Below are 21206 nucleotides of genomic sequence, written 5' to 3'. Positions count from 1 at the left end.
CACTCACCCGAGGGAATAGAACAACCGCACCCCCGGTTTGGGAGGATGGCGCCAGTCCTGGCAGACTGGTACGTCGGCTCCGGTTCACGCTTTCGCACCCCGCGGCAGCGACCCGGCGCCCTCCCGGAATCTAGGAGACACCCTTGAAGCGCGACATCCACCCCGAGTACGTCGAGACGCAGGTCAGCTGCACCTGTGGCGCGTCGTTCACCACCCGTAGCACGATCCAGTCCGGCACCATCCGGGCCGAGGTCTGCTCCGAGTGCCACCCGTTCTACACGGGTAAGCAGAAGATCCTCGACACCGGTGGCCGTGTGGCCCGCTTCGAGGCCCGCTTCGGCAAGGCTGCCGCAGGCTCCAAGAAGTAGCGAGCCCCATTTCGCCGGTCCACGGTCGCGCCCCCACCGGGGTGTGCCCGGGACCGGCGTTTTTGGTCGCCGCCACCCCTCCCCCCGCAGTACAGGAGCCGAAAGATGTTCGAGGCCGTCGAGGAACTCGTCGCCGAGCACGCCGATCTGGAGAAGAAGCTCGCCGATCCGTCGGTCCACGCCGACCAGGCGAACGCGCGCAAGCTGAACAAGCGCTACGCCGAGCTGACCCCGATCGTCGCCACGTACCGCTCCTGGAAGCAGACCGGCGACGACATGGAGACCGCGCGCGAGCTTGCCGCCGACGACCCTGACTTCGCGGCCGAGGTCAAGGAACTGGACAAGCAGCGCGAGGAGCTCACCGAGAAGCTGCGCCTGCTGCTGGTCCCGCGTGACCCGAGTGACGACAAGGACGTCATTCTGGAGATCAAGGCGGGCGCCGGCGGCGACGAGTCCGCCCTGTTCGCCGGTGACCTGCTGCGCATGTACCTGCGCTACGCCGAGCGCATCGGTTGGAAGACCGAGATCATCGACGCCACCGAGTCCGAGCTGGGCGGCTACAAGGACGTCCAGGTCGCCGTGAAGACCAAGGGCGGCCAGGGCGCCACCGAACCCGGCCAGGGCGTGTGGGCCCGGCTGAAGTACGAGGGCGGTGTGCACCGCGTGCAGCGCGTGCCGGCCACCGAGTCCCAGGGCCGTATCCACACCTCCGCGGCGGGTGTGCTGGTCACGCCGGAGGCCGAGGAGGTCGACGTCGAGATCAACCCGAACGACCTTCGCATCGACGTGTACCGGTCCTCCGGGCCCGGCGGGCAGTCCGTCAACACCACCGACTCCGCGGTGCGCATCACGCACCTCCCGACCGGGGTCGTCGCCTCCTGCCAGAACGAGAAGAGCCAGCTGCAGAACAAGGAGCAGGCGCTGCGTATCCTGCGCTCCAGGCTGCTCGCCGCGGCGCAGGAGGAGGCCGAGCGGGAGGCCGCCGACGCCCGCCGCAGCCAGGTCCGCACGGTCGACCGCTCCGAGAAGATCCGCACCTACAACTTCCCGGAGAACCGCATCTCCGACCACCGGGTCGGCTTCAAGGCGTACAACCTGGACCAGGTCCTGGACGGCGACCTCGACGCGATGATCCAGGCCTGCGTCGACGCCGACTCGGCGGCGAAGCTCGCGGCCGCGTAAGGGACGTACGAGTACCACACGGAGGACGAGCGTGAACCTGCTGCTCGCGGAGGTGGCCCAGGCCACCCAGCGGCTGGCCGACGCCGGCGTGCCCTCGCCGCGCAACGACGCGGAGGAGCTCGCCGCGTTCGTGCACGGCGTGAAGCGGGGCGCGCTGCACTCCGTGAAGGACTCCGACTTCGACGCGCGCTACTGGGAGGTCATCGCCCGGCGCGAGCAGCGCGAGCCGCTGCAGCACATCACCGGGCGGGCCTACTTCCGGTACCTGGAACTCCAGGTCGGCCCGGGTGTCTTCGTGCCCCGGCCGGAGACCGAGTCCGTGGTCGGCTGGGCCATAGACGCCGTGCGCGCCATGGATGTCGTCGAGCCCTGCATCGTCGACCTGTGCACCGGCTCGGGCGCCATCGCGCTCGCCCTCGCCCAGGAGGTCCCGCGCTCGCGCGTGCACGCCGTGGAGCTGTCCGAGGACGCCCTGGTGTGGACCCGTAAGAACGTCGCGGGATCCAGGGTCGACCTGCGCCAGGGCGACGCCCTGGATGCCTTCCGCGACCTCGACGGCCAGGTCGACCTGGTCATCTCCAACCCGCCGTACATCCCGCTCACCGAGTGGGAGTACGTCGCCCCGGAGGCCCGCGACTACGACCCGGAGCTGGCGCTGTTCTCCGGCGAGGACGGCCTGGAGCTCATCCGCGGCATAGAACGCACCGCGCACCGGCTGCTGCGCCCCGGCGGGGTCGTCGTCATCGAGCACGCCGACACCCAGGGCGGCCAGGTGCCGTGGATCTTCACCGAGGAGCGGGGCTGGGCCGACGCGGCCGACCACCCGGACCTCAACAACCGCCCCCGGTTCGCGACCGCCCGCAAGGCGCTGCCGTGAGCACCCCGACGGCAGTGTTTTCTGAAGCCCCGCATTACGTGTACGAGGAGGCCCGCTAGACATGGCACGGCGATACGACACCAACGACGCGACCGACCGCGTGACGGGTCTGCGTGAAGCCGCGTCCGCGGTCCGCCGGGGCGAGCTGGTGGTGCTGCCGACCGACACGGTGTACGGCATCGGCGCCGACGCGTTCTCCTCGGAGGCCGTCGCCGATCTACTCGCCGCCAAGGGCCGGGGCCGCAACATGCCCACCCCCGTCCTCATCGGCTCCCCGAACACCCTGCACGGCCTGGTCACGGACTTCTCCGAGCTGGCCTGGGAACTCGTCGACGCGTTCTGGCCGGGCGCCCTCACGCTGGTCGCCCGGCACCAGCCGTCCCTGCAGTGGGACCTCGGCGACACCCGCGGCACGGTCGCCGTGCGCATGCCGCTGCACCCGGTCGCCATCGAGCTGCTCACCGAGGTCGGCCCCATGGCCGTGTCCTCGGCGAACCTCACCGGCCACCCGGCGCCGGAGGACTGCGACGCCGCCCAGAACATGCTCGGCGACTCCGTCTCCGTCTACCTCGACGGCGGCGCCACCCCCGGCAACGTGCCGTCGTCCATCGTGGACGTCACCGGCCCGGTGCCGGTGCTGCTGCGCGAGGGCGCGATCTCCCCGGACGAGCTGCGGAAGGTCGTACCCGACCTCGAGGTGGCGAATTGACGGCCCCTGACGCGGGGCGTGGCATAGGCAACGGGGAACGTGACGCGGAGATCACGACGACGTTCGTGGGGCTTCCGCGTGACAGCTTCCGCATCCTCCACGTCAGCACCGGCAACGTGTGCCGCTCGCCCATCACCGAGCGGCTGACCCGCCATTTCGTGGCGGAGCGGCTCGGCGTACTCGGCGGTGGGCTGATCGTGGAGAGCGCGGGCACCTGGGGCCACGAGGGCGCGCCCATGGAGGCCAACGCGGAGGCCGTGCTGGCCGAGTTCGGCGCGGACGCCTCCGGCTTCGTCGGCCGGGAACTGCTGGACGAGCACGTGATCATGGCCGACCTGGTGCTGACGGCCACGCGCGACCACCGGGCCCAGGTGATCTCGATGGGGCACTCGGCGGGGCTGCGGACGTTCACGCTGAAGGAGTTCACCCGTCTGGTCCGCGCGATAGATCCGGCCACGCTGCCGCCGCTGGAGGACGGCGTGGTCGCGCGGGCGCGGGCGCTGGTCCGTGCGGCCGCTGCTCTACGCGGGTGGCTGCTGGCGCCCAACGCCGAGGCGGACGAGGTGTACGACCCGTACGGGGCGCCGCTGCCGTTCTTCCGGTCGATCGGGGACGAGATACACGAGGCGCTGGATCCGGTGGTCACGGCGTTGACCGGCGTAACGGCGCGGATGTAGGCCACTCCGGGCCGGCGCGTCCTCGATACCGGGCATTCCGCACATCCCGGGCCTACATTGGACCTACGTCCCCGCCGACGCCCGGGAGCCCACCATGGCGGTTACCCCTACCCTCGAGACCGACGTCTTGCGGCGACAGGACCCCGAAATCGCCGATCTCCTGCTCGGAGAGCTCACGCGGCAGTCGACGACGCTGCAGCTGATCGCCGCCGAGAACTTCACCTCGCCGGCCGTGCTCGCAGCCCTCGGCTCGCCGCTCGCCAACAAGTACGCCGAGGGCTACCCCGGCGCCCGGCACCACGGCGGCTGCGAACTGGTCGACGTCGCCGAGCGCCTCGCGGTCGAGCGGGCCAAGGCGCTCTTCGGCGCCGAGCACGCCAACGTGCAGTCCCACTCGGGCTCCTCGGCCGTCCTGGCCGCCTACGCCGCCCTGCTGCGCCCCGGCGACACCGTCCTCGCCCTCGGGCTGTCCTACGGCGGCCATCTCACCCACGGCTCGCCCGCGAACTTCTCCGGCCGCTGGTTCGACTTCGTCGGGTACGGCGTCGACGCCGAGACCGGGCTCATCGACCACGACCAGGTGCGCCACCTGGCCCGCAATCACCGGCCCAAGGCCATCGTGTGCGGCTCGATCGCCTACCCCCGCCACCTCGACTACGCCTTCTTCCGGGAGGTCTCCGACGAGGTGGGCGCCTATCTGATCGCCGACGCCGCGCACCCCATCGGCCTGGTCGCCGGGGGAGCGGCGCCCAGCCCGGTGCCGTACGCGGACGTGGTGTGCGCCACCACCCACAAGGTGCTGCGCGGCCCGCGCGGCGGAATGATCCTGTGCGGCGGTGAGCTGGCCGAGCGCGTCGACCGGGCGGTCTTCCCCTTCACCCAGGGCGGCGCGCAGATGCACACCATCGCCGCCAAGGCCGTCGCGTTCGGCGAGGCGGCAACACCGGCGTTCGGCGCGTACGCCCATCAGGTGGTCGCCAATGCGAGGGTTCTCGCGGCCCAGCTGGTCAGCGAGGGGCTGTCGGTCACCACCGGCGGCACGGACACCCACCTGATCACCACCGACCCGGCCCCGCTCGGTGTGGACGGGCGCACCGCGCGCGGCCGGCTGGCGGGCGCCGGGTTCGTCCTGGACTGCTGTGTGCTGCCGCACGGCGACGGCCGCGGGCTGCGCCTGGGGACGGCCGCGGTGACCACGCAGGGCATGGGGGAGCCGGAGATGGTCAAGATCGCCGCGCTGCTGGCCTCGGTCCTGCGGGGCGAGACGGAACCGGCCGCGGCGCGGGAGGAGGTGCGCGAGCTGGCCGGTAGATTTCCGCCGTATCCCGGCTGAGCGGGGGTGGGCGCACATCCGTACACCCCGGTGTGCACCGCCGTGCACAGCCAGGCGTGCAACCATCGTCGCTACCCGGCAGTCCTCATCCATATGCGTCGCTCGCTAGGGTGGTGGGCTGTGATGGCCAGCGAGACCTGTGGGGAAGCCCGTGCGTGAATACCTGCTGACGCTCTGCATCACGGCCGCGGTGACGTATCTGCTGACAGGGCCGGTACGGAAGTTCGCGATCGTGGCCGGAGCCATGCCGGAGATCCGGGCACGTGACGTGCACCGGGAGCCCACTCCGCGCCTCGGCGGGATCGCCATGTTCTTCGGCCTGTGCGCGGGTCTGCTGGTCGCGGACCACCTCACGAACCTCAACGAGGTCTTCGCCAAGTCCAACGAGCCGCGGGCGCTGCTCTCCGGGGCGGCGCTGATCTGGCTGATCGGTGTCCTGGACGACAAGTTCGAGATCGACGCGCTGATCAAGCTGGGCGGCCAGATGATCGCCGCGGGCGTCATGGTCATGCAGGGTCTGACGATCCTGTGGCTGCCCATCCCGGGTGTCGGCAACGTGGCGCTGACCCAGTGGCAGGGCACGCTGCTCACGGTCGCCCTGGTCGTCATCACGATCAACGCGGTGAACTTCGTGGACGGCCTGGACGGCCTGGCCGCGGGCATGGTGTGCATCGCGGCGGCGGCGTTCTTCCTGTACTCGTACCGGATCTGGTACTCGTACGGCATCGAGGCCGCCGCGCCGGCGACCCTGTTCGCGGCGATCCTGATGGGCATGTGCCTGGGCTTCCTGCCGCACAACATGCACCCGGCGCGGATCTTCATGGGTGACTCCGGCTCGATGCTGATCGGGCTGGTGCTGGCCGCGGGTGCGATCTCCATCACGGGGCAGGTCGACCCGGACGCGCTGGCCCTCTTCACGGGTTCGGAGAAGGCGGCGGTGCACCAGACGGTGCCGGTCTACATCCCGCTGCTGCTCCCGCTGACGATCATCGCCGTACCGGCGGCGGACCTGGTCCTGGCCATCGTGCGCCGCACCTGGCGCGGCCAGTCCCCGTTCGCGGCCGACCGGGGCCATCTGCACCACCGGCTGCTGGAGATCGGCCACTCGCACAGCCGGGCCGTGCTGATCATGTACTTCTGGTCGGCGCTGATCGCCTTCGGCGCGCTGGCGTACTCGGTGAACTCGGCGTCGATGTGGATCGTGCTGGGCGTGGTCTTCCTCAGCGCGATCGGCCTGGTCCTGCTCCTGCTGCCCCGCTTCACCCCGCGTGCCCCCAGGTGGGCGGAGCGCTTCGTGCCGCCGCGGTACCGCAGGCGGCGGGCGGTCCCCGCACTCGACGCCGGGCTGCCGGCGGGCGCCGCGGTACGCGAGTGCCACGGCTCCACGGCGCTCCGGGACCAGGCCCTGGTACCGGACCGGGGGCCCGAGGCCGACGTGCGGTAGCCCTGCCGCCACCGTTGTCCGAGTCCCGAATTCAAGATCGCGGAGACCCTGATCAAGGGGCTCTCCTGCCCACGGCAAGGTAAGAATCTGACTAGAGCATTGCCAAGTCGTGGGGGAGCAAAGGGTCCCAATACCAGACAACACACCTCGGTTTTTGCACAGACGCGCGCTGTCACTCTCATGTGTGACAGCGGGCACACCTACCAGGTAAAGACCTCATCAAATAGTTTGTGATACGGTTCACGAGAACCCCGGATAGAGCCGAAGGACCGAAGTGCGTCGGTCCAATGGCGTGAGGTCTCGATCACTCAGCCCGGGACTACGCTCGTCCATGACGACACCCTGCCCCCCTGTGAAAGCGGAGTTGCCGCCATGCCGTCCAATGACGCCCGGATCCTGGCCCAGGCCGCCGTACCCACGGCTGTCGTCGGCGCGCTTGCCGCCGTCGTCAGCGGAGTGGCCGCGGGCGGCAAGGGAGCGATCGGGGCTGTCGTCGCGACGGCGGTCGTGTGCCTCTTCATGGGGTCCGGTCTCTACGTGCTGCAGCGCATCGCCAAATCGCTTCCGCAGTTGTTCCAGGGTATGGGCCTGATGCTTTACACGGCCCAGTTGCTGTTGCTCGTCGTCTTCGTGGCCGTGTTCAAGGACACGACGCTGTTCAATCCCCGCGTCTTCGCCATCGTTCTTGTGGTCACCACCCTGGCGTGGATCATCGCGCAGACCCGTGCCCACATGAAGGCCAAGATCCTCTACGTCGAACCTGACGCCTCGTCGAAGGGCGACAAGCCCGAGAAGACGGGGCACTCACGGTGAGAGGTAGGGCCGGGATAAAGGCACGCCAGAGATGCTGCTATCGTCCGGTGCCAACTGCGGCATCGCGGGCGCGGGCATCTGAGCTGACGCCTGCTCAATCGCGAGGCGAGATGCCCCACAGCCGCCCCCACATCCGTTACACCAGTCCCGTGCCGAACCGCGGCCCCGCGTCGCGCCGACACAACGAGGTTGCCGTACCTATGCGCCACGATGAAGGAGCCCGCGGTGAGTGCTGACCCGACTCAGGTGCTCGCCTTCGAGTCCGACTGTCACATCTTCTCCGGATGTGGATTCCCGGCTCCTGGCCTGCACTCCTTTGTCTTCAAGCCGCTCTTCACTGTCGGCGGGTTCGAGTTCAACAAGCCGATGCTCCTCGCCCTGCTGGGCACGGTCGCGATCGTCGCTTTCTTCTGGGCCGCGTTCGCCAGGCCCAAGCTCGTGCCGGGCAAGCTCCAGATGATCGGTGAGGCCGGGTACGACTTCGTGCGTCGCGGCATCGTCTACGAGACGCTGGGCAAGCGCGAGGGCGAGAAGTACGTACCCCTCATGGTGTCGCTGTTCTTCTTCATCTGGATCATGAACCTGTGGTCCGTGATCCCGCTGGCACAGTTCCCCGTGACGTCCATGATCGCCTTCCCGGCGGGTCTGGCGGCCATCGTCTACATCCTGTGGATGTTCCTGACGTTCAAGAAGCACGGGTTCACCGGCGGTCTGAAGAACATCACCGGTTACGACAAGTCGCTCGGCGCCGTACTGCCGGTGATCGTCATCATCGACTTCTTCTCGAACGTCCTGATCCGGCCCTTCACCCACGCGGTGCGACTCTTCGCGAACATGTTCGCCGGCCACCTGCTGCTGCTGACCTTCACCATCGGCAGCTGGTACCTGCTGAACGGCATCGGCATCATCTACGCTGGCGCCTCGTTCGTGATGACCATCCTGCTCACGGCGTTCGAGCTCTTCATCCAGGCCGTTCAGGCGTACGTCTTCGTACTCCTCGCCTGCAACTACGTTCAGGGCGCTCTCGCCGAGCACCACTGAGCCTCCTCGCCCTCCCTGTCCAACCTGACTGACCGGTGGCCAACCCCCACCGGTACGCGTAAAGAGAAGGAAGATCCGGCATGTCCGCTCTCCAGTTCCTTGCCGCCGACGGCGTTACCGGCAACCTCGGTTCGGTCGGCTACGGCCTCGCTGCGATCGGCCCCGGCATCGGCGTCGGCATCATCTTCGGTAACGGCACCCAGGCTCTCGCCCGCCAGCCCGAGGCTGCCGGTCTGATCCGCGCCAACCAGATCATGGGTTTCGCCTTCTGTGAGGCCCTGGCGCTGATCGGTATCGTCATGGGCTTCCTCTTCCGTAGCTGAAGCGCGCTTCGACGCAACTCCCTTAGACGGAAGGCACTGATGTGAACGCCCTGGTAACGCTGGCGGCGACAGAGGAGCAGAATCCTCTGATCCCCGAGATCCCAGAGCTTGTCATCGGCCTGATTGCTTTCGCCATCGTCTTCATCTTCCTCGCCAAGAAGCTCCTCCCGACCATCAACAAGGTTCTGGAAGAGCGTCGCGAGGCCATCGAGGGCGGTATCGAGAAGGCCGAGGCCGCGCAGACCGAGGCCCAGAGCGTCCTCGAGCAGTACAAGGCCCAGCTCGCCGAGGCCCGGCACGAGGCCGCGCGCCTGCGCCAGGAGGCGCAGGAGCAGGGTGCCGCCCTCATCGCCGAGATGCGGGCCGAGGGCCAGCGGCAGCGCGAGGAGATCGTCGCCGCCGGTCACACCCAGATCGAGGCGGACCGCAAGGCCGCCGCGGGCGCCCTGCGTCAGGACGTCGGCAAGCTCGCCACCGAACTGGCCGGCAAGCTCGTCGGTGAGTCCCTCGAGGACCACGCCCGGCAGAGCCGTGTGATCGACCGCTTCCTCGACGAGCTCGAGGAGAAGGCCGAGGCCACGCGATGAACGGAGCGAGCCGCGAGGCCCTGGCAGCCGCACGTGAGCGTCTCGACGCGCTGACGGACTCCACGTCCGTGGACGCCGTCCAGCTCGCGGACGAGCTGGCGGCCGTCACCGCGCTGCTCGACCGCGAGCCCAGCCTGCGTCGGGTCTTCACCGACCCGGCGCAGCCCGGTGAGGCCAAGGCCGAGCTGGTCCGGCGCCTGATCGGCGGCCAGGTCGGCGAGACCACGGTCGACGTGGTGTCCGGCATGGTCCGTTCCCGCTGGTCGCAGCCGCGCGACCTGGTGGACTCGCTGGAGGAGCTGGCGAACATCGCCGACCTCACGGCGGCGGAGAAGACGGACACGCTCGACGACGTCGAGGACGAGCTGTTCCGGTTCGGCCGGATCGTCTCCTCGAACACCGAGCTGCGTGCCGCGCTCACCGACCGCTCCGCGAGCGTCTCGGCCAAGATCGAGCTGCTGCACCGGCTCCTCGGCGGCCGGGCCAAGCCCGCCACCGAGCGCCTGGTGACGCGCCTCGTGACCGCGCCGCGTGGACGTAGCCTGGAAGCGGGACTGGAGTCCCTGTCCAAGCTCGCCGCCGAGCGCCGGGACCGCATGGTCGCCGTCGTCACCTCGGCGGTGCCGCTGAGCGACGGGCAGAAGCAGCGCCTCGGCGCCGCCCTGACCAAGCTCTACGGCCGCCGGATGCACCTCAACCTGGACGTCGACCCCGAGGTCGTCGGCGGGATCCGGGTGCAGGTCGGTGACGAGGTCATCAACGGTTCCCTCGCGGACCGGCTGGAGGACGCGGCCCGCCGCATGGCGAGCTAGCGGTACCTCGGCATTCGAGAAAAGCAGTACGTACTTACGGCCCTGGTTGGGCCGTGAAGAGGATTCCTGGGGGTCGCCCCCAGACCCCCACAGAAACTTCGGGCCCAACAAGGAGAGCAGGGAACCCAGATGGCGGAGCTCACGATCCGGCCGGAGGAGATCCGGGACGCGCTGGAGAACTTTGTCCAGTCGTACAAGCCGGACGCGGCCTCGCGCGAGGAGGTCGGTACGGTCACCCTTGCCGGCGACGGCATCGCGAAGATCGAGGGTCTTCCCTCGGCCATGGCCAACGAACTGCTGAAGTTCGAGGACGGCACCCTCGGCCTCGCCCTCAACCTCGAGGAGCGCGAGATCGGTGCCATCGTCCTCGGTGAGTTCAGCGGCATCGAGGAGGGTCAGCCGGTCACGCGTACCGGTGAGGTCCTCTCCGTCGCGGTCGGCGAGGGCTACCTCGGCCGTGTCGTCGACCCGCTCGGCAACCCGATCGACGGCCTCGGCGAGATCGAGACGTCCGGCCGCCGCGCCCTCGAGCTGCAGGCCCCCACGGTCATGCAGCGCAAGTCGGTGCACGAGCCGATGGAGACGGGCTACAAGGCCGTCGACGCGATGACCCCGATCGGCCGTGGTCAGCGTCAGCTGATCATCGGTGACCGCCAGACCGGCAAGACCGCCCTGGCCGTCGACACGATCATCAACCAGCGCGACAACTGGCGCTCGGGCGACCCGAAGAAGCAGGTCCGCTGCATCTACGTCGCCATCGGCCAGAAGGGCTCCACCATCGCCGGCGTGCGCCGCGCGCTGGAGGAGAACGGCGCCCTGGAGTACACGACCATCGTCGCCGCCCCGGCGTCCGACCCGGCCGGCTTCAAGTACCTGGCGCCGTACACCGGTTCGGCCATCGGTCAGCAGTGGATGTACGACGGCAAGCACGTCCTCATCATCTTCGACGACCTGTCGAAGCAGGCCGACGCCTACCGCGCCGTGTCCCTGCTGCTGCGCCGCCCGCCGGGCCGTGAGGCCTACCCGGGTGACGTCTTCTACCTGCACTCCCGTCTGCTGGAGCGCTGCGCCAAGCTCTCCGACGACATGGGTGCCGGCTCGATGACCGGTCTGCCGATCGTCGAGACCAAGGCCAACGACGTCTCGGCGTTCATCCCGACCAACGTCATCTCCATCACCGACGGCCAGTGCTTCCTGGAGTCGGACCTGTTCAACGCCGGTCAGCGGCCCGCGCTGAACGTCGGTATCTCCGTCTCCCGAGTCGGTGGTTCCGCCCAGCACAAGGCGATGCGCCAGGTCTCCGGCCGCCTCCGTGTGGACCTCGCCCAGTTCCGTGAGCTGGAGGCGTTCGCCGCCTTCGGTTCCGACCTGGACGCGGCCTCCAAGGCCCAGCTGGAGCGCGGTCAGCGCATGGTCGAGCTGCTGAAGCAGGACCAGTACCAGCCGATGTCCACCGAGAACCAGGTCGTCTCCGTCTGGGCCGGCACCAACGGCCGTATGGACGAGGTCCCGGTCGCCGACATCCGCCGCTTCGAGCGGGAGCTGCTGGACTACCTGCACCGCAAGGAGTCGGGCCTGCTCACCTCGATCCGCGAGGGCGCCAAGATGTCGGACGACACGATCCAGGCGATCGACGACGCCGTCGCGGAGTTCAAGAAGCAGTTCGAGACCTCGGACGGCAAGCTGCTCGGCGAGGACGTTCCTGCCGCTGCCGCCAAGTGACGTAAGGAAGGGACCTGACTCATGGGAGCCCAGCTCCGGGTCTACAAGCGTCGCATCCGATCCGTCAGCGCGACCAAGAAGATCACGAAGGCGATGGAGATGATCGCCGCCTCGCGCGTCGTCAAGGCGCAGCGCAAGGTGGTGGCCTCCACGCCGTACGCGACCGAGCTGACGCGCGCGGTCACGGCGGTCGGTACGGGTTCGAACACCAAGCACCCGCTCACCACGGAGGCGGAGAACCCGACCCGTGCCGCGGTCCTGCTCCTCACGAGCGACCGCGGTCTGGCCGGCGCCTTCAACTCCAACTCCATCAAGGCGGCGGAGCAGCTGACCGAGCGCCTGGAGCGCGAGGGCAAGCAGGTGGACACGTACATCGTCGGCCGCCGTGGTGTCGCCCACTACAACTTCCGTGAGCGCAAGATCTCGGAGTCGTGGACGGGCTTCACCGACGAGCCGTCGTACGCGGACGCCAAGAAGGTGGCGGCGCCTCTGATCGAGGCCATCGAGAAGGAGACGGCGGAGGGTGGTGTGGACGAGCTCCACATCGTCTACACCGAGTTCGTCTCGATGATGACGCAGACCGCGCTCGACGCCCGGCTGCTGCCGCTGCGTCTCGAAGAGGTCGCCGAGGAGGCCAAGCCTTCGGGCGAGATCCTCCCGCTGTACGACTTCGAGCCCTCGGCGGAGGACGTCCTCGACGCCCTGCTGCCGCGCTACGTGGAGAGCCGTATCTACAACGCGCTGCTCCAGTCGGCCGCTTCGAAGCACGCCGCCACGCGGCGCGCGATGAAGTCGGCCACCGACAACGCGGGCGAGCTGATCAACACGCTCTCCCGTCTTGCCAACGCGGCCCGCCAGGCCGAAATCACCCAGGAAATCAGCGAGATCGTCGGTGGCGCGAGCGCCCTGGCCGACGCGACCGCGGGGAGTGACCGATAATGACCACCACTGTTGAGACCGCGACGGCTACGGGCCGCGTCGCCCGGGTCATCGGCCCGGTCGTCGACGTGGAGTTCCCCGTCGACGCGATGCCGGACATCTACAACGCCCTTCACGTCGAGGTGGCCGACCCGGCCAACGCCGGCGAGAAGAAGACGCTGACCCTGGAGGTCGCCCAGCACCTGGGTGACGGCCTGGTCCGCACCATCTCCATGCAGCCCACCGACGGTCTGGTCCGCCAGGCCGCGGTGAGCGACACGGGCGCCGCGATCTCCGTGCCCGTCGGCGACTTCACCAAGGGCAAGGTGTTCAACACCCTCGGTGAGGTGCTGAACGTCGACGAGCAGTACGACGGCGAGCGCTGGCCGATCCACCGCAAGGCCCCGAACTTCGACGAGCTCGAGTCGAAGACCGAGATGTTCGAGACCGGCGTCAAGGTCATCGACCTGCTGACCCCGTACGTCAAGGGCGGCAAGATCGGTCTGTTCGGTGGTGCCGGTGTCGGCAAGACGGTGCTCATCCAGGAGATGATCTACCGCGTCGCCAACAACCACGACGGTGTCTCCGTGTTCGCCGGTGTCGGTGAGCGCACCCGTGAGGGCAACGACCTCATCGAGGAGATGTCCGACTCGGGCGTCATCGACAAGACCGCCCTGGTCTTCGGTCAGATGGACGAGCCCCCGGGCACCCGTCTGCGCGTCGCGCTGGCCGGCCTCACCATGGCCGAGTACTTCCGTGACGTCCAGAAGCAGGACGTGCTGTTCTTCATCGACAACATCTTCCGCTTCACGCAGGCCGGCTCCGAGGTCTCCACGCTGCTCGGCCGTATGCCCTCCGCGGTGGGTTACCAGCCGAACCTGGCCGACGAGATGGGTCTCCTCCAGGAGCGCATCACCTCGACCCGTGGTCACTCGATCACCTCGATGCAGGCGATCTACGTCCCCGCGGACGACCTGACCGACCCGGCCCCGGCCACCACCTTCGCCCACCTCGACGCGACGACGGTTCTCTCCCGTCCGATCTCCGAGAAGGGCATCTACCCGGCCGTGGACCCGCTGGACTCCACGTCCCGGATCCTGGACCCGCGCTACATCGCGGCGGACCACTACAACGCGGCCATGCGCGTGAAGTCGGTCCTCCAGAAGTACAAGGACCTCCAGGACATCATCGCGATCCTCGGTATCGACGAGCTGGGCGAGGAGGACAAGCTCGTCGTCCACCGTGCCCGTCGCGTGGAGCGCTTCCTGTCCCAGAACACCCACGTCGCCAAGCAGTTCACCGGCGTCGACGGGTCGGACGTGCCGCTGGACGAGTCGATCGCCGCGTTCAACGCGATCATCGACGGTGAGTACGACCACTTCCCGGAGCAGGCGTTCTTCATGTGCGGTGGCATTGAGGACCTCAAGGCCAACGCCAAGGAGCTGGGCGTCTCCTGAGCCTCGCGCTCGTGTGAGGGGGCGGGCGCGTCCCGCCCCCTCACTCACGCCCACTAGACTTGTAACCAACACCCGGCAGAACCGCCGGGTGGTGACCCGAGGAGCCACTCTTGGCTGCTGAGCTGCACGTCGAGCTGGTCGCCGCCGACCGCCAGGTCTGGTCCGGCGAGGCCACCCTGGTCGTCGCGCGCACCACGTCCGGCGACATCGGCGTCATGCCCGGTCACCAGCCGCTGCTCGGTGTGCTGGAGTCGGGCCCCGTGACCATCCGTACGAGTGACGGTGGAACGGTCGTCGCCGCGGTGCACGGCGGTTTCATCTCGTTCGCGGACAACAAGCTGTCGCTGCTGGCCGAGATCGCCGAGCTGTCGGACGAGATCGATGTCCAGCGCACGGAGCGCGAGCTCGAGCGCGCGAAGGCGGAGGACGACGCCGAGGCCGAGCGTCGTGCGGATGTCCGCCTGCGGGCGGCGACCGCGGCGCGCTGATCCAGCGCGCGGTATGACGTCACTCAGCCGCGGCCGGCCCGGAGCAATCCGGTGCCGGTCGCGGCTGAGGCAGATGTGGGTGTTTTTTCCTTTTCATTACTCAATTTCATCGCCTAGGAGACGAGGAGGTCGGTGCCGATGGTCCTCGCTCTGACTGTGTGCGGAATCGTGATCGCCCTCGTGGTGGTGGGACTGTTCCTGTTCGGACTGCGCCGCAGACTGATCCAGCGCTCCGGCGGCACCTTCGACTGTTCGCTGCGCTGGGACCTCCCCGAGAAACCGGACTCCAGCGGCAAGGGCTGGAGCTACGGCGTCGCCCGCTACAACGGCGACCGCATCGAGTGGTACCGCGTCTTCTCCTACGCCCCCCGCCCGCGCCGCACCCTGGAGCGCGCCGCGATCGAGGTGGCCGGCCGCCGGCTGCCCGAGGGCGAGGAGGAGCTGGCGCTGCTCTCCGACGCGGTGGTCCTCGCCTGTACCCACCGGGGCACGCGCCTCGAACTCGCGATGAGCGAAGACGCGCTGACCGGTTTCCTCGCGTGGCTGGAAGCAGCCCCGCCCGGTCAGCGCGTCAACGTCGCTTAGCGCTCTTACAGGTTGTTGCTGATGGCGCTCACCAGCTCGCCGTTGCTGGTGTCACCGCTGAACTCCCAGAAGAACGCGCCGCCGAGGCCCTGCGCCTTGGCCCACGCCATCTTGGTGGCGATGGTGGCCGGGGTGTCGTACGACCACCAGTTGCTGCCGCAGTGCGCGTACGCCGTGCCCGCGACGGTGCCGGTCGCCGGGCAGGACGTCTTGAGCACCTTGTAGTCCTCGATGCCCTGCTCGTACGTGCCCGCCGCCGGACCCGTGGCGGTGCCGCCCGGGGCGTCCTGCGTCACGCCGGTCCAGCCGCGGCCGTAGAAGCCGATGCCGATGAGCAGCTTGCTCGCGGGAACGCCGATCGCCTTGTACTTGGCCATCGCGTCGGCGGTGGTGAAGCCCGCCTTCGGGATGCCGCTGTACGAGGTGAGCGGGGAGTGCGGGGCCGTCGGGCCCTGGGCGTCCCAGGCGCCGAAGAAGTCGTACGTCATCACGTTGTACCAGTCGACGTACTGGGCGGCGCCCGCGTAGTCCGCGGCCTCGATCTTGCCGCCGGAGGAACCGTCGGCCGTGACGGCGGAGGTCACCAGGTTGTTCGAGCCGAACTTGGCGCGCAGCGCGGACATCAGGTTCTTGTAGGCCGCGGCCCCGCTGGTGTCACAGCTCAGCCCGCAGGCGTTCGGGTACTCCCAGTCGATGTCGATGCCGTCGAAGACATCGGCCCAGCGCGGGTCCTCGACCAGGTCGTAGCAGGACTGCGCGAACGCGGCCGGGTTCTTCGCGGCCTCGCCGAAGCCGCCGGACCAGGTCCAGCCGCCGAAGGACCACAGCACCTTGATGTTGGGGTACTTGGCCTTCAGCTCGCGCAGCTGGTTGAAGTTGCCGCGCAGCGGCTGGTCCCAGGTGTCGGCGGCGCCGCTGACCGACTGGTCGGCGGTGAACGCCTTGTCGTAGTCGGCGTAGGAGTCGCCGATCGCGCACTTGCCGCCGGTGACGTTGCCGAAGGCGTAGTTGATGTGCGTGATCTTCGACGCGGAGCCGGACGTCACCAGGTTCTTGACGTTGTAGTTGCGGCCGTAGATGCCCCACTCGGTGAAGTAGCCGAGCTTGACCTTGTTGCCGGTGGGCGGGGGAGTGGTGCCGCCGCCGGTGGTGTGGACCGCGACCGCGCCGCTGACCGGACCGGTCTGGTCGGCGGTGTCCCGGGCCTGCACGGTGTACGAGTAGTCGGTGCCGGCGGTGAGGCCGGTGTCCGTGTACGACGTCGTCGTCACGGTGCCGACGACCTTGCCGTCGCGCAGCACGTCGTAGTTCTTGACGCCCTTGTCGTCGGTGGCCGCGCTCCAGCCGAGCTTCACCGAGGTGTCGGTGATCGAGGAGGCGGTCGGGGTGCCGGGCGCGGAGGGGGCCGCGTCGCCGGGGACCGTGGTGCCGTCACAACTGTCGCCGTTGAGCTTGCAGTTGGACGGGGAGCCGGACCCGGCGCCGTTGAAGCCGAAGGAGACCGAGGCGCCGGGGGCCAGGGTGCCGTTGTACGACTTGTTCTTGGCGGTCCAGTGGGTGCCGGAGTTCGTGACGTCCGCGTCCCACGCGGAGGTGACGGACGTACCGGAGGGGAAGTCCCACTCGACGGTCCAGGAGCTGATGCTGCTGGTGCCGGTGTTCTTGATGGTCCACTGACCGCCGAAGCCGGTTCCCCAGTCGGTGGTCTTGGTGTAGGTGGCGGTGGCGTTCCCCGCGGCCTGGGCGGGGCTCGCGAGACCGACCAGGCCGGCCAGGGGGAGCAACAGGGTCGCGAACCCTGCCGCGGCTCTGTGTCTGAAGCGCATGCTGCGCCTCCCTCTTGTATGGGGCTCTCGATAGGGGTGTCGGGGGCATGACTGAGCCTTCACGCCCACGGTGCCGCGAGAATAGAAAGGTCTGGACCACAGGTCAATAGGTCTGGACCACTTGCCCCTGGACCGGCTAGATCCCCAACTCCTGCGCCAGTACGGCCGCTTGGACCCGGCTGCGCAGCTCCAGCTTCGCCAGCAGACGGCTGACGTGCGTCTTCACCGTGCCCTCCGCCATCTCCAGCCGGCCCGCGATCTCGGCGTTGGACAGCCCCTCGCCGATGCACGACAGCACCTCGCGCTCACGCCGGGTGAGACCGTCCAGCACGGCCGGGTCGGCCGCTGTCTCGCGCACCGGCTTCGCCGCGAACTCGGCGATGAGCCGCCGGGTCACCGCCGGCGCGACGATCCCCTCCCCGCGCGCCACCGTCCGCACCGCCTCCAGCAGATCCCTCGCCTCGGTGTTCTTCAGCAGGAACCCGGCCGCCCCCGCCCGCAGCGCCCCGAACACGTACTCGTCGAGGTCGAAGGTGGTCAGCACCAGGACGTCCGCCATCTGCTGCGCGACGATCTGCCGGGTCGCGGACACCCCGTCCAGACGCGGCATCTGAACGTCCATCAGCACCAGGTCCGGCCGCAGCTCACGGGCCAGCTCGACCGCGCGCTCGCCGTCCGCCGCCTCGCCGACGACGTCGATGTCGGGCGCGCTGCGGAGGATGAGGACGAGTCCGGCGCGTACGGCGGACTGGTCCTCCGCGACGAGGACACGGATGGCAGGGGTCATGCGGGGTCTCCTTCGGTGAGCGGAAGTACGGCCCGTACGGCCCAGCGGCCGCTCTCGGGCCCGGCCTCGAAGCTGCCGCCGAGCAGCGCGGCCCGCTCCCGCATCCCGGCGAGACCGGAGCCCGAGCCGGAGACGCGGGAAGCGTCGCCGGGCCGGTACGGGCTGGTCACCCACACCCGCAGGGTGCCGTTCTCCTGGTGCAGGGCGACATGGACACGGCCCTTCGCCGCGTGCTTCAGGGCGTTGGTCAGCGACTCCTGCACGATCCGGTAGGCGGCCAGTTCGACCGGCACGGGCACGCTGTCGTGGCCGGCGTCGAGGGTGACCTCCAGGCCGTTGGCGCGGGCGCCGTCCACCAGGGCGCCAAGGCCGTCCAGCGTGGGGGACGCGGCGGGCTCCCGGTCACCGGAGCCGGCCCGCAGGATCCCGATCAGCCGCCGCATCTCGGCGAGCCCTTCGACGCTGTTCTCCCGGATGACCGCCAGGGCGTCCTTCGAGGTCTTCGGGTCGTCCAGGGAGAGCGCCGCCGTGGAGTGGATGGCGATCGCCGACAGATGGCCCGCGACCATGTCGTGCAACTCCCTCGCGAACCGGGCCCGTTCGGCGGTGACGGCCTGGGTGCGGTCCATCTCGGCCAGCAGCGCGGTCTGTTCGGCACGCAGCCGGGCCGCCTCGGCCGCGTCGCGGTGGTTGCGGACCACCCAGCCCGTGGACGCGGGCGCGAACGCGACCACACCGACGCCCACACCGATGAGCAGCCCCTGTGGATCGCGCCAGAGAGCGGCGGGCACGACTCCGCCGAGCACCGTCAGCATCCCGGTGATCCAGGGGATGCGCCGGGCGGCGGCGGGGCTGCCGTACAGCACGGCCGCGTACATCAGGTCGGTGTACAGCACGATCGTGACGATGTTGCCGAGGGTCACCGTGTCCAGGGTCAGCGCGGCGGTGCCGATCAGCAGACCCGTCCGGGGCCGGATGCGGCGCAGCGGCTCACAGGCGGCGGTCACCGCGAGCGGCACCAGCGGGGCCCACGGCGCCTGCCACAGCACCAGGTGGTCCGAGGCCACGCGGGGGTGGATCCCCAGCACCCACAGCAGCACCCCGCCGAGCAGCCCGCCCACGGTGATGCGCAGGTCGTCGCGGTGCGGGCGGGGGAGCGCGAGGGACATGACCCCATCCAACACGGCCCGCGACCGCCGCGCGTGCTCCCCGGGAACGGTCCCGGACTGCAACTTTCGCTTACGGCGGGTTCGCCCCCGCCGACGATGAACCGCGCGTCCGCCGACGCGAGCCTGGAAGGGTGAGCGAAGGGAGCGAACCGTGATCGTCGGGTTGATCGTCGCCTGTGAGGTGGCCTTCTGGGTGCTGCTGGCCGCCGGGCTGGCCTTCCGCTACCTGTGGCGCATGCCCCGCACGGGCCTCGCGCTGCTGCTGTGCGAGCCGCTGCTGGAGGTGGTGCTGTTCGCGGTCACCGCCATCGACCTCAGGAACGGCGCGGAACCCGACTGGCGGCACGGCCTCGCCGCCGTCTACATCGGCTTCACCGTCGGCCTCGGCCACTCCACGATCAAGTGGGCGGACGCCCGCGTCGCCCACCGCTTCGCCGGTGGCCCGCCGCCCGTCAAGCCCCCGAAGTACGGCACGGCCCGCGCCGTCCACGAGTGGAAGGTCGCGGGCCGCTGGATCCTGGCCGCGCTCGTCGCCGTCGCGCTGCTGCAGGGCGCGGTCTGGTACGTCGGCGGCGCCGGCGACACCGGTTCGCTGCGGGCGTGGCAGCTGCGGATGCTGTGGGTGATCGGCATCAACGTGGTGATCGCCGCGAGTTACACCCTCTTCCCCAAGCGGGAGGGATCCGCGCGGGTCCGCCGCTGAGGGCGGGTCGCGGCGGTCCCGGATGGGCTACGTCCGAAAGGATTGACCGGCACACGTCGTCAATGCTCGGCACACGCCGTCACTTCTCGGAAAGGACTGCGCCTCCATGGGCCTGACCCGGCGTCTCCTCACGCTGCTCTTCGCCCCCCTGCTCGCCCTGCTGCCGGCACCCGCACTGGGGACCGGTTCGGCATCCGCCGTGCCGCTGGCAAAGACGCTCTCGATCGCCCAGGCCCGCAGCCTGCCGCTCGGGACCGTGGTCACCGTGCAGGGCTCGGTGACCACCCCCTCCGGAGCCTTCGAATCCAGCTTCGGCGACAAGGGATTCGGCCTCCAGGACAAGACCGCCGGCCTCTACGTCAGCCTGCGGAGCGACGTGCACGCGTACCCGTGCCGGCACGCACGCGTCACCGGCACGCTGCGCGACAGCTCCGGACTGCTGACCCTGGTGCCGGCCGATCCCTCCGCCGTCGAACTCCGCCACACGGGCCAGACGGTGAAACCGGAACGGGTCAGCACCGCCGGGGTCGGAGAGGCCACCGAGGGACGGCTCGTCAAGGTCGTCGGCCGGATCACCCAGGCCCCGACGAGCGACCTGCCCTACGGGTACAAGCTGTCCGTCGACGACGGTTCGGGCAGCGTGCTGATCTTCGTCAACGTGCAGACGGGGATCGACGTCTCCACCCTGAAGCCTGGGCAGACGGTGCGGGTGACCGGCTTCAGCAGCCAGTTCGGCACGCACTACGAAATCGATCCCCGGTGGCCGAACGACATCAAGGTCGTCGCGGCCTAGGCCGGGCCGGCTTCACCCCCGCTCGCCGCCGGGCACCCACAACACATCCCCGGTCTCCTTGTTCGCGGTCCGCGCCAGGATGAACAGCAGGTCCGAGAGCCGGTTGAGGTAGGTCGCGGTGAGCGGGTTCATGTGCTCGCCGTGCACCTCCAGGGCAGCCCAGGTGGAGCGCTCGGCCCGGCGGACGACCGTGCACGCCTGGTGCAGCAGGGCCGCGCCGGGCGTGCCGCCGGGCAGGATGAAGGAGCGCAGCTTCTCCAGCCGCTCGTTGAAGCGGTCGCAGTCCGCCTCCAGCCGGTCGACGTAGAACTGCTCGACCCTGAGCGGCGGGAACTCCGGCTTTTCCACCACCGGCGTCGACAGGTCCGCGCCCACGTCGAACAGGTCGTTCTGGACCCGGGTGAGGACGGTGACGACCTCCTCGTCCAGCCCGCCCAGTGCGATCGCGGTGCCGATCACCGCGTTGGCCTCGTTGGCGTCGGCGTACGCCGAGATCCTGAGGTCGGTCTTGGCGACCCGGCTCATGTCACCGAGGGCGGTGGTGCCCTTGTCGCCGGTCCTGGTGTAGATGCGCGTCAGATTGACCATAAGA

The 21206-nt window shown here is 69.3% G+C and carries 23 protein-coding genes; 19 read left to right on the top strand and 4 right to left on the bottom strand.

Annotated elements, in window-relative coordinates; all coding sequences use genetic code 11:
- The first annotated feature begins 143 nt into the window (after positions 1 to 143).
- From rpmE to BEK98_RS10060, 17 genes are all read left to right on the top strand, one after another.
- Entirely contained in the window at positions 144 to 368 is a 225-nt protein-coding gene (gene rpmE, locus BEK98_RS10140; protein WP_030672379.1) for a 50S ribosomal protein L31, read from the top strand.
- Between the two features lie 105 nt (positions 369 to 473).
- Positions 474 to 1550: a peptide chain release factor 1 gene (gene prfA, locus BEK98_RS10135; RefSeq protein ID WP_094216104.1), complete on the top strand. Its 1077-nt coding sequence runs from the start codon at positions 474 to 476 to the stop codon at positions 1548 to 1550.
- Positions 1551 to 1581: 31 nt separating this feature from the next.
- A complete protein-coding gene (gene prmC, locus BEK98_RS10130; RefSeq protein ID WP_094216103.1) occupies positions 1582 to 2427 on the top strand; it encodes a peptide chain release factor N(5)-glutamine methyltransferase in 846 nt (281 codons plus the stop codon).
- Between the two features lie 61 nt (positions 2428 to 2488).
- Positions 2489 to 3136: an L-threonylcarbamoyladenylate synthase gene (locus tag BEK98_RS10125; RefSeq protein ID WP_094216102.1), complete on the top strand. Its 648-nt coding sequence runs from the start codon at positions 2489 to 2491 to the stop codon at positions 3134 to 3136.
- Positions 3133 to 3813, top strand: a complete 681-nt coding sequence (locus BEK98_RS10120; protein WP_094216101.1) for an arsenate reductase/protein-tyrosine-phosphatase family protein — start codon at positions 3133 to 3135, stop codon at positions 3811 to 3813. Before BEK98_RS10125 ends, BEK98_RS10120 begins: the two co-directional genes overlap by 4 nt.
- 94 nt (positions 3814 to 3907) lie before the next feature.
- Positions 3908 to 5146, top strand: a complete 1239-nt coding sequence (locus BEK98_RS10115; RefSeq protein WP_094216100.1) for a serine hydroxymethyltransferase — start codon at positions 3908 to 3910, stop codon at positions 5144 to 5146.
- A 151-nt stretch (positions 5147 to 5297) separates the two neighbouring features.
- Positions 5298 to 6590 carry an MraY family glycosyltransferase gene (locus BEK98_RS10110; RefSeq protein ID WP_094216099.1) on the top strand — a complete coding sequence of 431 codons (1293 nt, stop codon included), beginning with the start codon at positions 5298 to 5300 and terminating at the stop codon, positions 6588 to 6590.
- A 372-nt stretch (positions 6591 to 6962) separates the two neighbouring features.
- Complete coding sequence (locus tag BEK98_RS10105) at positions 6963 to 7403, top strand: Cg1360 family ATP-synthase-associated protein (protein ID WP_094216098.1); 441 nt, start codon at positions 6963 to 6965, stop codon at positions 7401 to 7403.
- Positions 7404 to 7613: 210 nt separating this feature from the next.
- Positions 7614 to 8444 carry a F0F1 ATP synthase subunit A gene (atpB, locus tag BEK98_RS10100; protein ID WP_094216097.1) on the top strand — a complete coding sequence of 277 codons (831 nt, stop codon included), beginning with the start codon at positions 7614 to 7616 and terminating at the stop codon, positions 8442 to 8444.
- A gap of 80 nt (positions 8445 to 8524) precedes the next feature.
- Complete coding sequence (gene atpE / locus BEK98_RS10095) at positions 8525 to 8767, top strand: ATP synthase F0 subunit C (protein ID WP_094216096.1); 243 nt, start codon at positions 8525 to 8527, stop codon at positions 8765 to 8767.
- A 41-nt stretch (positions 8768 to 8808) separates the two neighbouring features.
- Positions 8809 to 9354, top strand: coding sequence for a F0F1 ATP synthase subunit B (locus BEK98_RS10090; RefSeq protein WP_094216095.1), 546 nt, complete (start codon positions 8809 to 8811; stop codon positions 9352 to 9354).
- Positions 9351 to 10166 (top strand): F0F1 ATP synthase subunit delta, encoded by an 816-nt coding sequence (locus tag BEK98_RS10085; protein WP_094216094.1) that lies wholly within the window; start codon positions 9351 to 9353, stop codon positions 10164 to 10166. Before BEK98_RS10090 ends, BEK98_RS10085 begins: the two co-directional genes overlap by 4 nt.
- Positions 10167 to 10295: 129 nt before the next feature.
- Positions 10296 to 11888: a F0F1 ATP synthase subunit alpha gene (gene atpA, locus BEK98_RS10080; RefSeq protein ID WP_094216093.1), complete on the top strand. Its 1593-nt coding sequence runs from the start codon at positions 10296 to 10298 to the stop codon at positions 11886 to 11888.
- Positions 11889 to 11909: 21 nt separating this feature from the next.
- Complete coding sequence (locus BEK98_RS10075; RefSeq protein ID WP_094216092.1) at positions 11910 to 12827, top strand: F0F1 ATP synthase subunit gamma; 918 nt, start codon at positions 11910 to 11912, stop codon at positions 12825 to 12827.
- Positions 12827 to 14263 carry a F0F1 ATP synthase subunit beta gene (atpD, locus tag BEK98_RS10070; protein WP_094216091.1) on the top strand — a complete coding sequence of 479 codons (1437 nt, stop codon included), beginning with the start codon at positions 12827 to 12829 and terminating at the stop codon, positions 14261 to 14263. The genes BEK98_RS10075 and atpD overlap by 1 nt, the downstream gene beginning before the upstream one ends.
- A 110-nt stretch (positions 14264 to 14373) precedes the next feature.
- Positions 14374 to 14751, top strand: a complete 378-nt coding sequence (locus tag BEK98_RS10065; RefSeq protein WP_094216090.1) for a F0F1 ATP synthase subunit epsilon — start codon at positions 14374 to 14376, stop codon at positions 14749 to 14751.
- Positions 14752 to 14889: 138 nt separating this feature from the next.
- Positions 14890 to 15336: a DUF2550 domain-containing protein gene (locus tag BEK98_RS10060; RefSeq protein WP_094216089.1), complete on the top strand. Its 447-nt coding sequence runs from the start codon at positions 14890 to 14892 to the stop codon at positions 15334 to 15336.
- 5 nt (positions 15337 to 15341) lie between these two features.
- On the opposite strand, the gene BEK98_RS10055 is transcribed toward BEK98_RS10060, so the two are convergent.
- From BEK98_RS10055 to BEK98_RS10045, 3 genes are all read right to left on the bottom strand, one after another.
- Complete coding sequence (locus BEK98_RS10055) at positions 15342 to 17162, bottom strand: glycoside hydrolase family 18 chitinase (RefSeq protein ID WP_094216088.1); 1821 nt, start codon at positions 17160 to 17162, stop codon at positions 15342 to 15344.
- A gap of 136 nt (positions 17163 to 17298) precedes the next feature.
- Entirely contained in the window at positions 17299 to 17949 is a 651-nt protein-coding gene (locus tag BEK98_RS10050; protein WP_094216087.1) for a response regulator, read from the bottom strand.
- Positions 17946 to 19118 carry a sensor histidine kinase gene (locus BEK98_RS10045; RefSeq protein ID WP_094216086.1) on the bottom strand — a complete coding sequence of 391 codons (1173 nt, stop codon included), beginning with the start codon at positions 19116 to 19118 and terminating at the stop codon, positions 17946 to 17948. Before BEK98_RS10045 ends, BEK98_RS10050 begins: the two co-directional genes overlap by 4 nt.
- Before the next feature lie 151 nt (positions 19119 to 19269).
- Here BEK98_RS10045 and BEK98_RS10040 point away from each other — a divergent pair, with 151 nt between their 5' ends.
- Entirely contained in the window at positions 19270 to 19821 is a 552-nt protein-coding gene (locus BEK98_RS10040) for a hypothetical protein (RefSeq protein ID WP_094216085.1), read from the top strand.
- Between the two features lie 106 nt (positions 19822 to 19927).
- A complete protein-coding gene (locus BEK98_RS10035) occupies positions 19928 to 20614 on the top strand; it encodes an ATP-dependent DNA helicase RecG (protein WP_094216084.1) in 687 nt (228 codons plus the stop codon).
- A 12-nt stretch (positions 20615 to 20626) separates the two neighbouring features.
- On the opposite strand, the gene BEK98_RS10030 is transcribed toward BEK98_RS10035, so the two are convergent.
- Positions 20627 to 21202 carry a cob(I)yrinic acid a,c-diamide adenosyltransferase gene (locus BEK98_RS10030; protein ID WP_094216083.1) on the bottom strand — a complete coding sequence of 192 codons (576 nt, stop codon included), beginning with the start codon at positions 21200 to 21202 and terminating at the stop codon, positions 20627 to 20629.
- Between the last annotated feature and the right edge of the window lie 4 nt (positions 21203 to 21206).

It is taken from the genome of Streptomyces diastatochromogenes (assembly GCF_002242805.1).
In the GTDB taxonomy this organism is placed as follows: Bacteria; Actinomycetota; Actinomycetes; order Streptomycetales; family Streptomycetaceae; genus Streptomyces; species Streptomyces diastatochromogenes.
The sequence above is the reverse complement of the archived record's forward strand: the minus strand, read 5'-3'. Positions and strand labels throughout refer to the sequence as shown.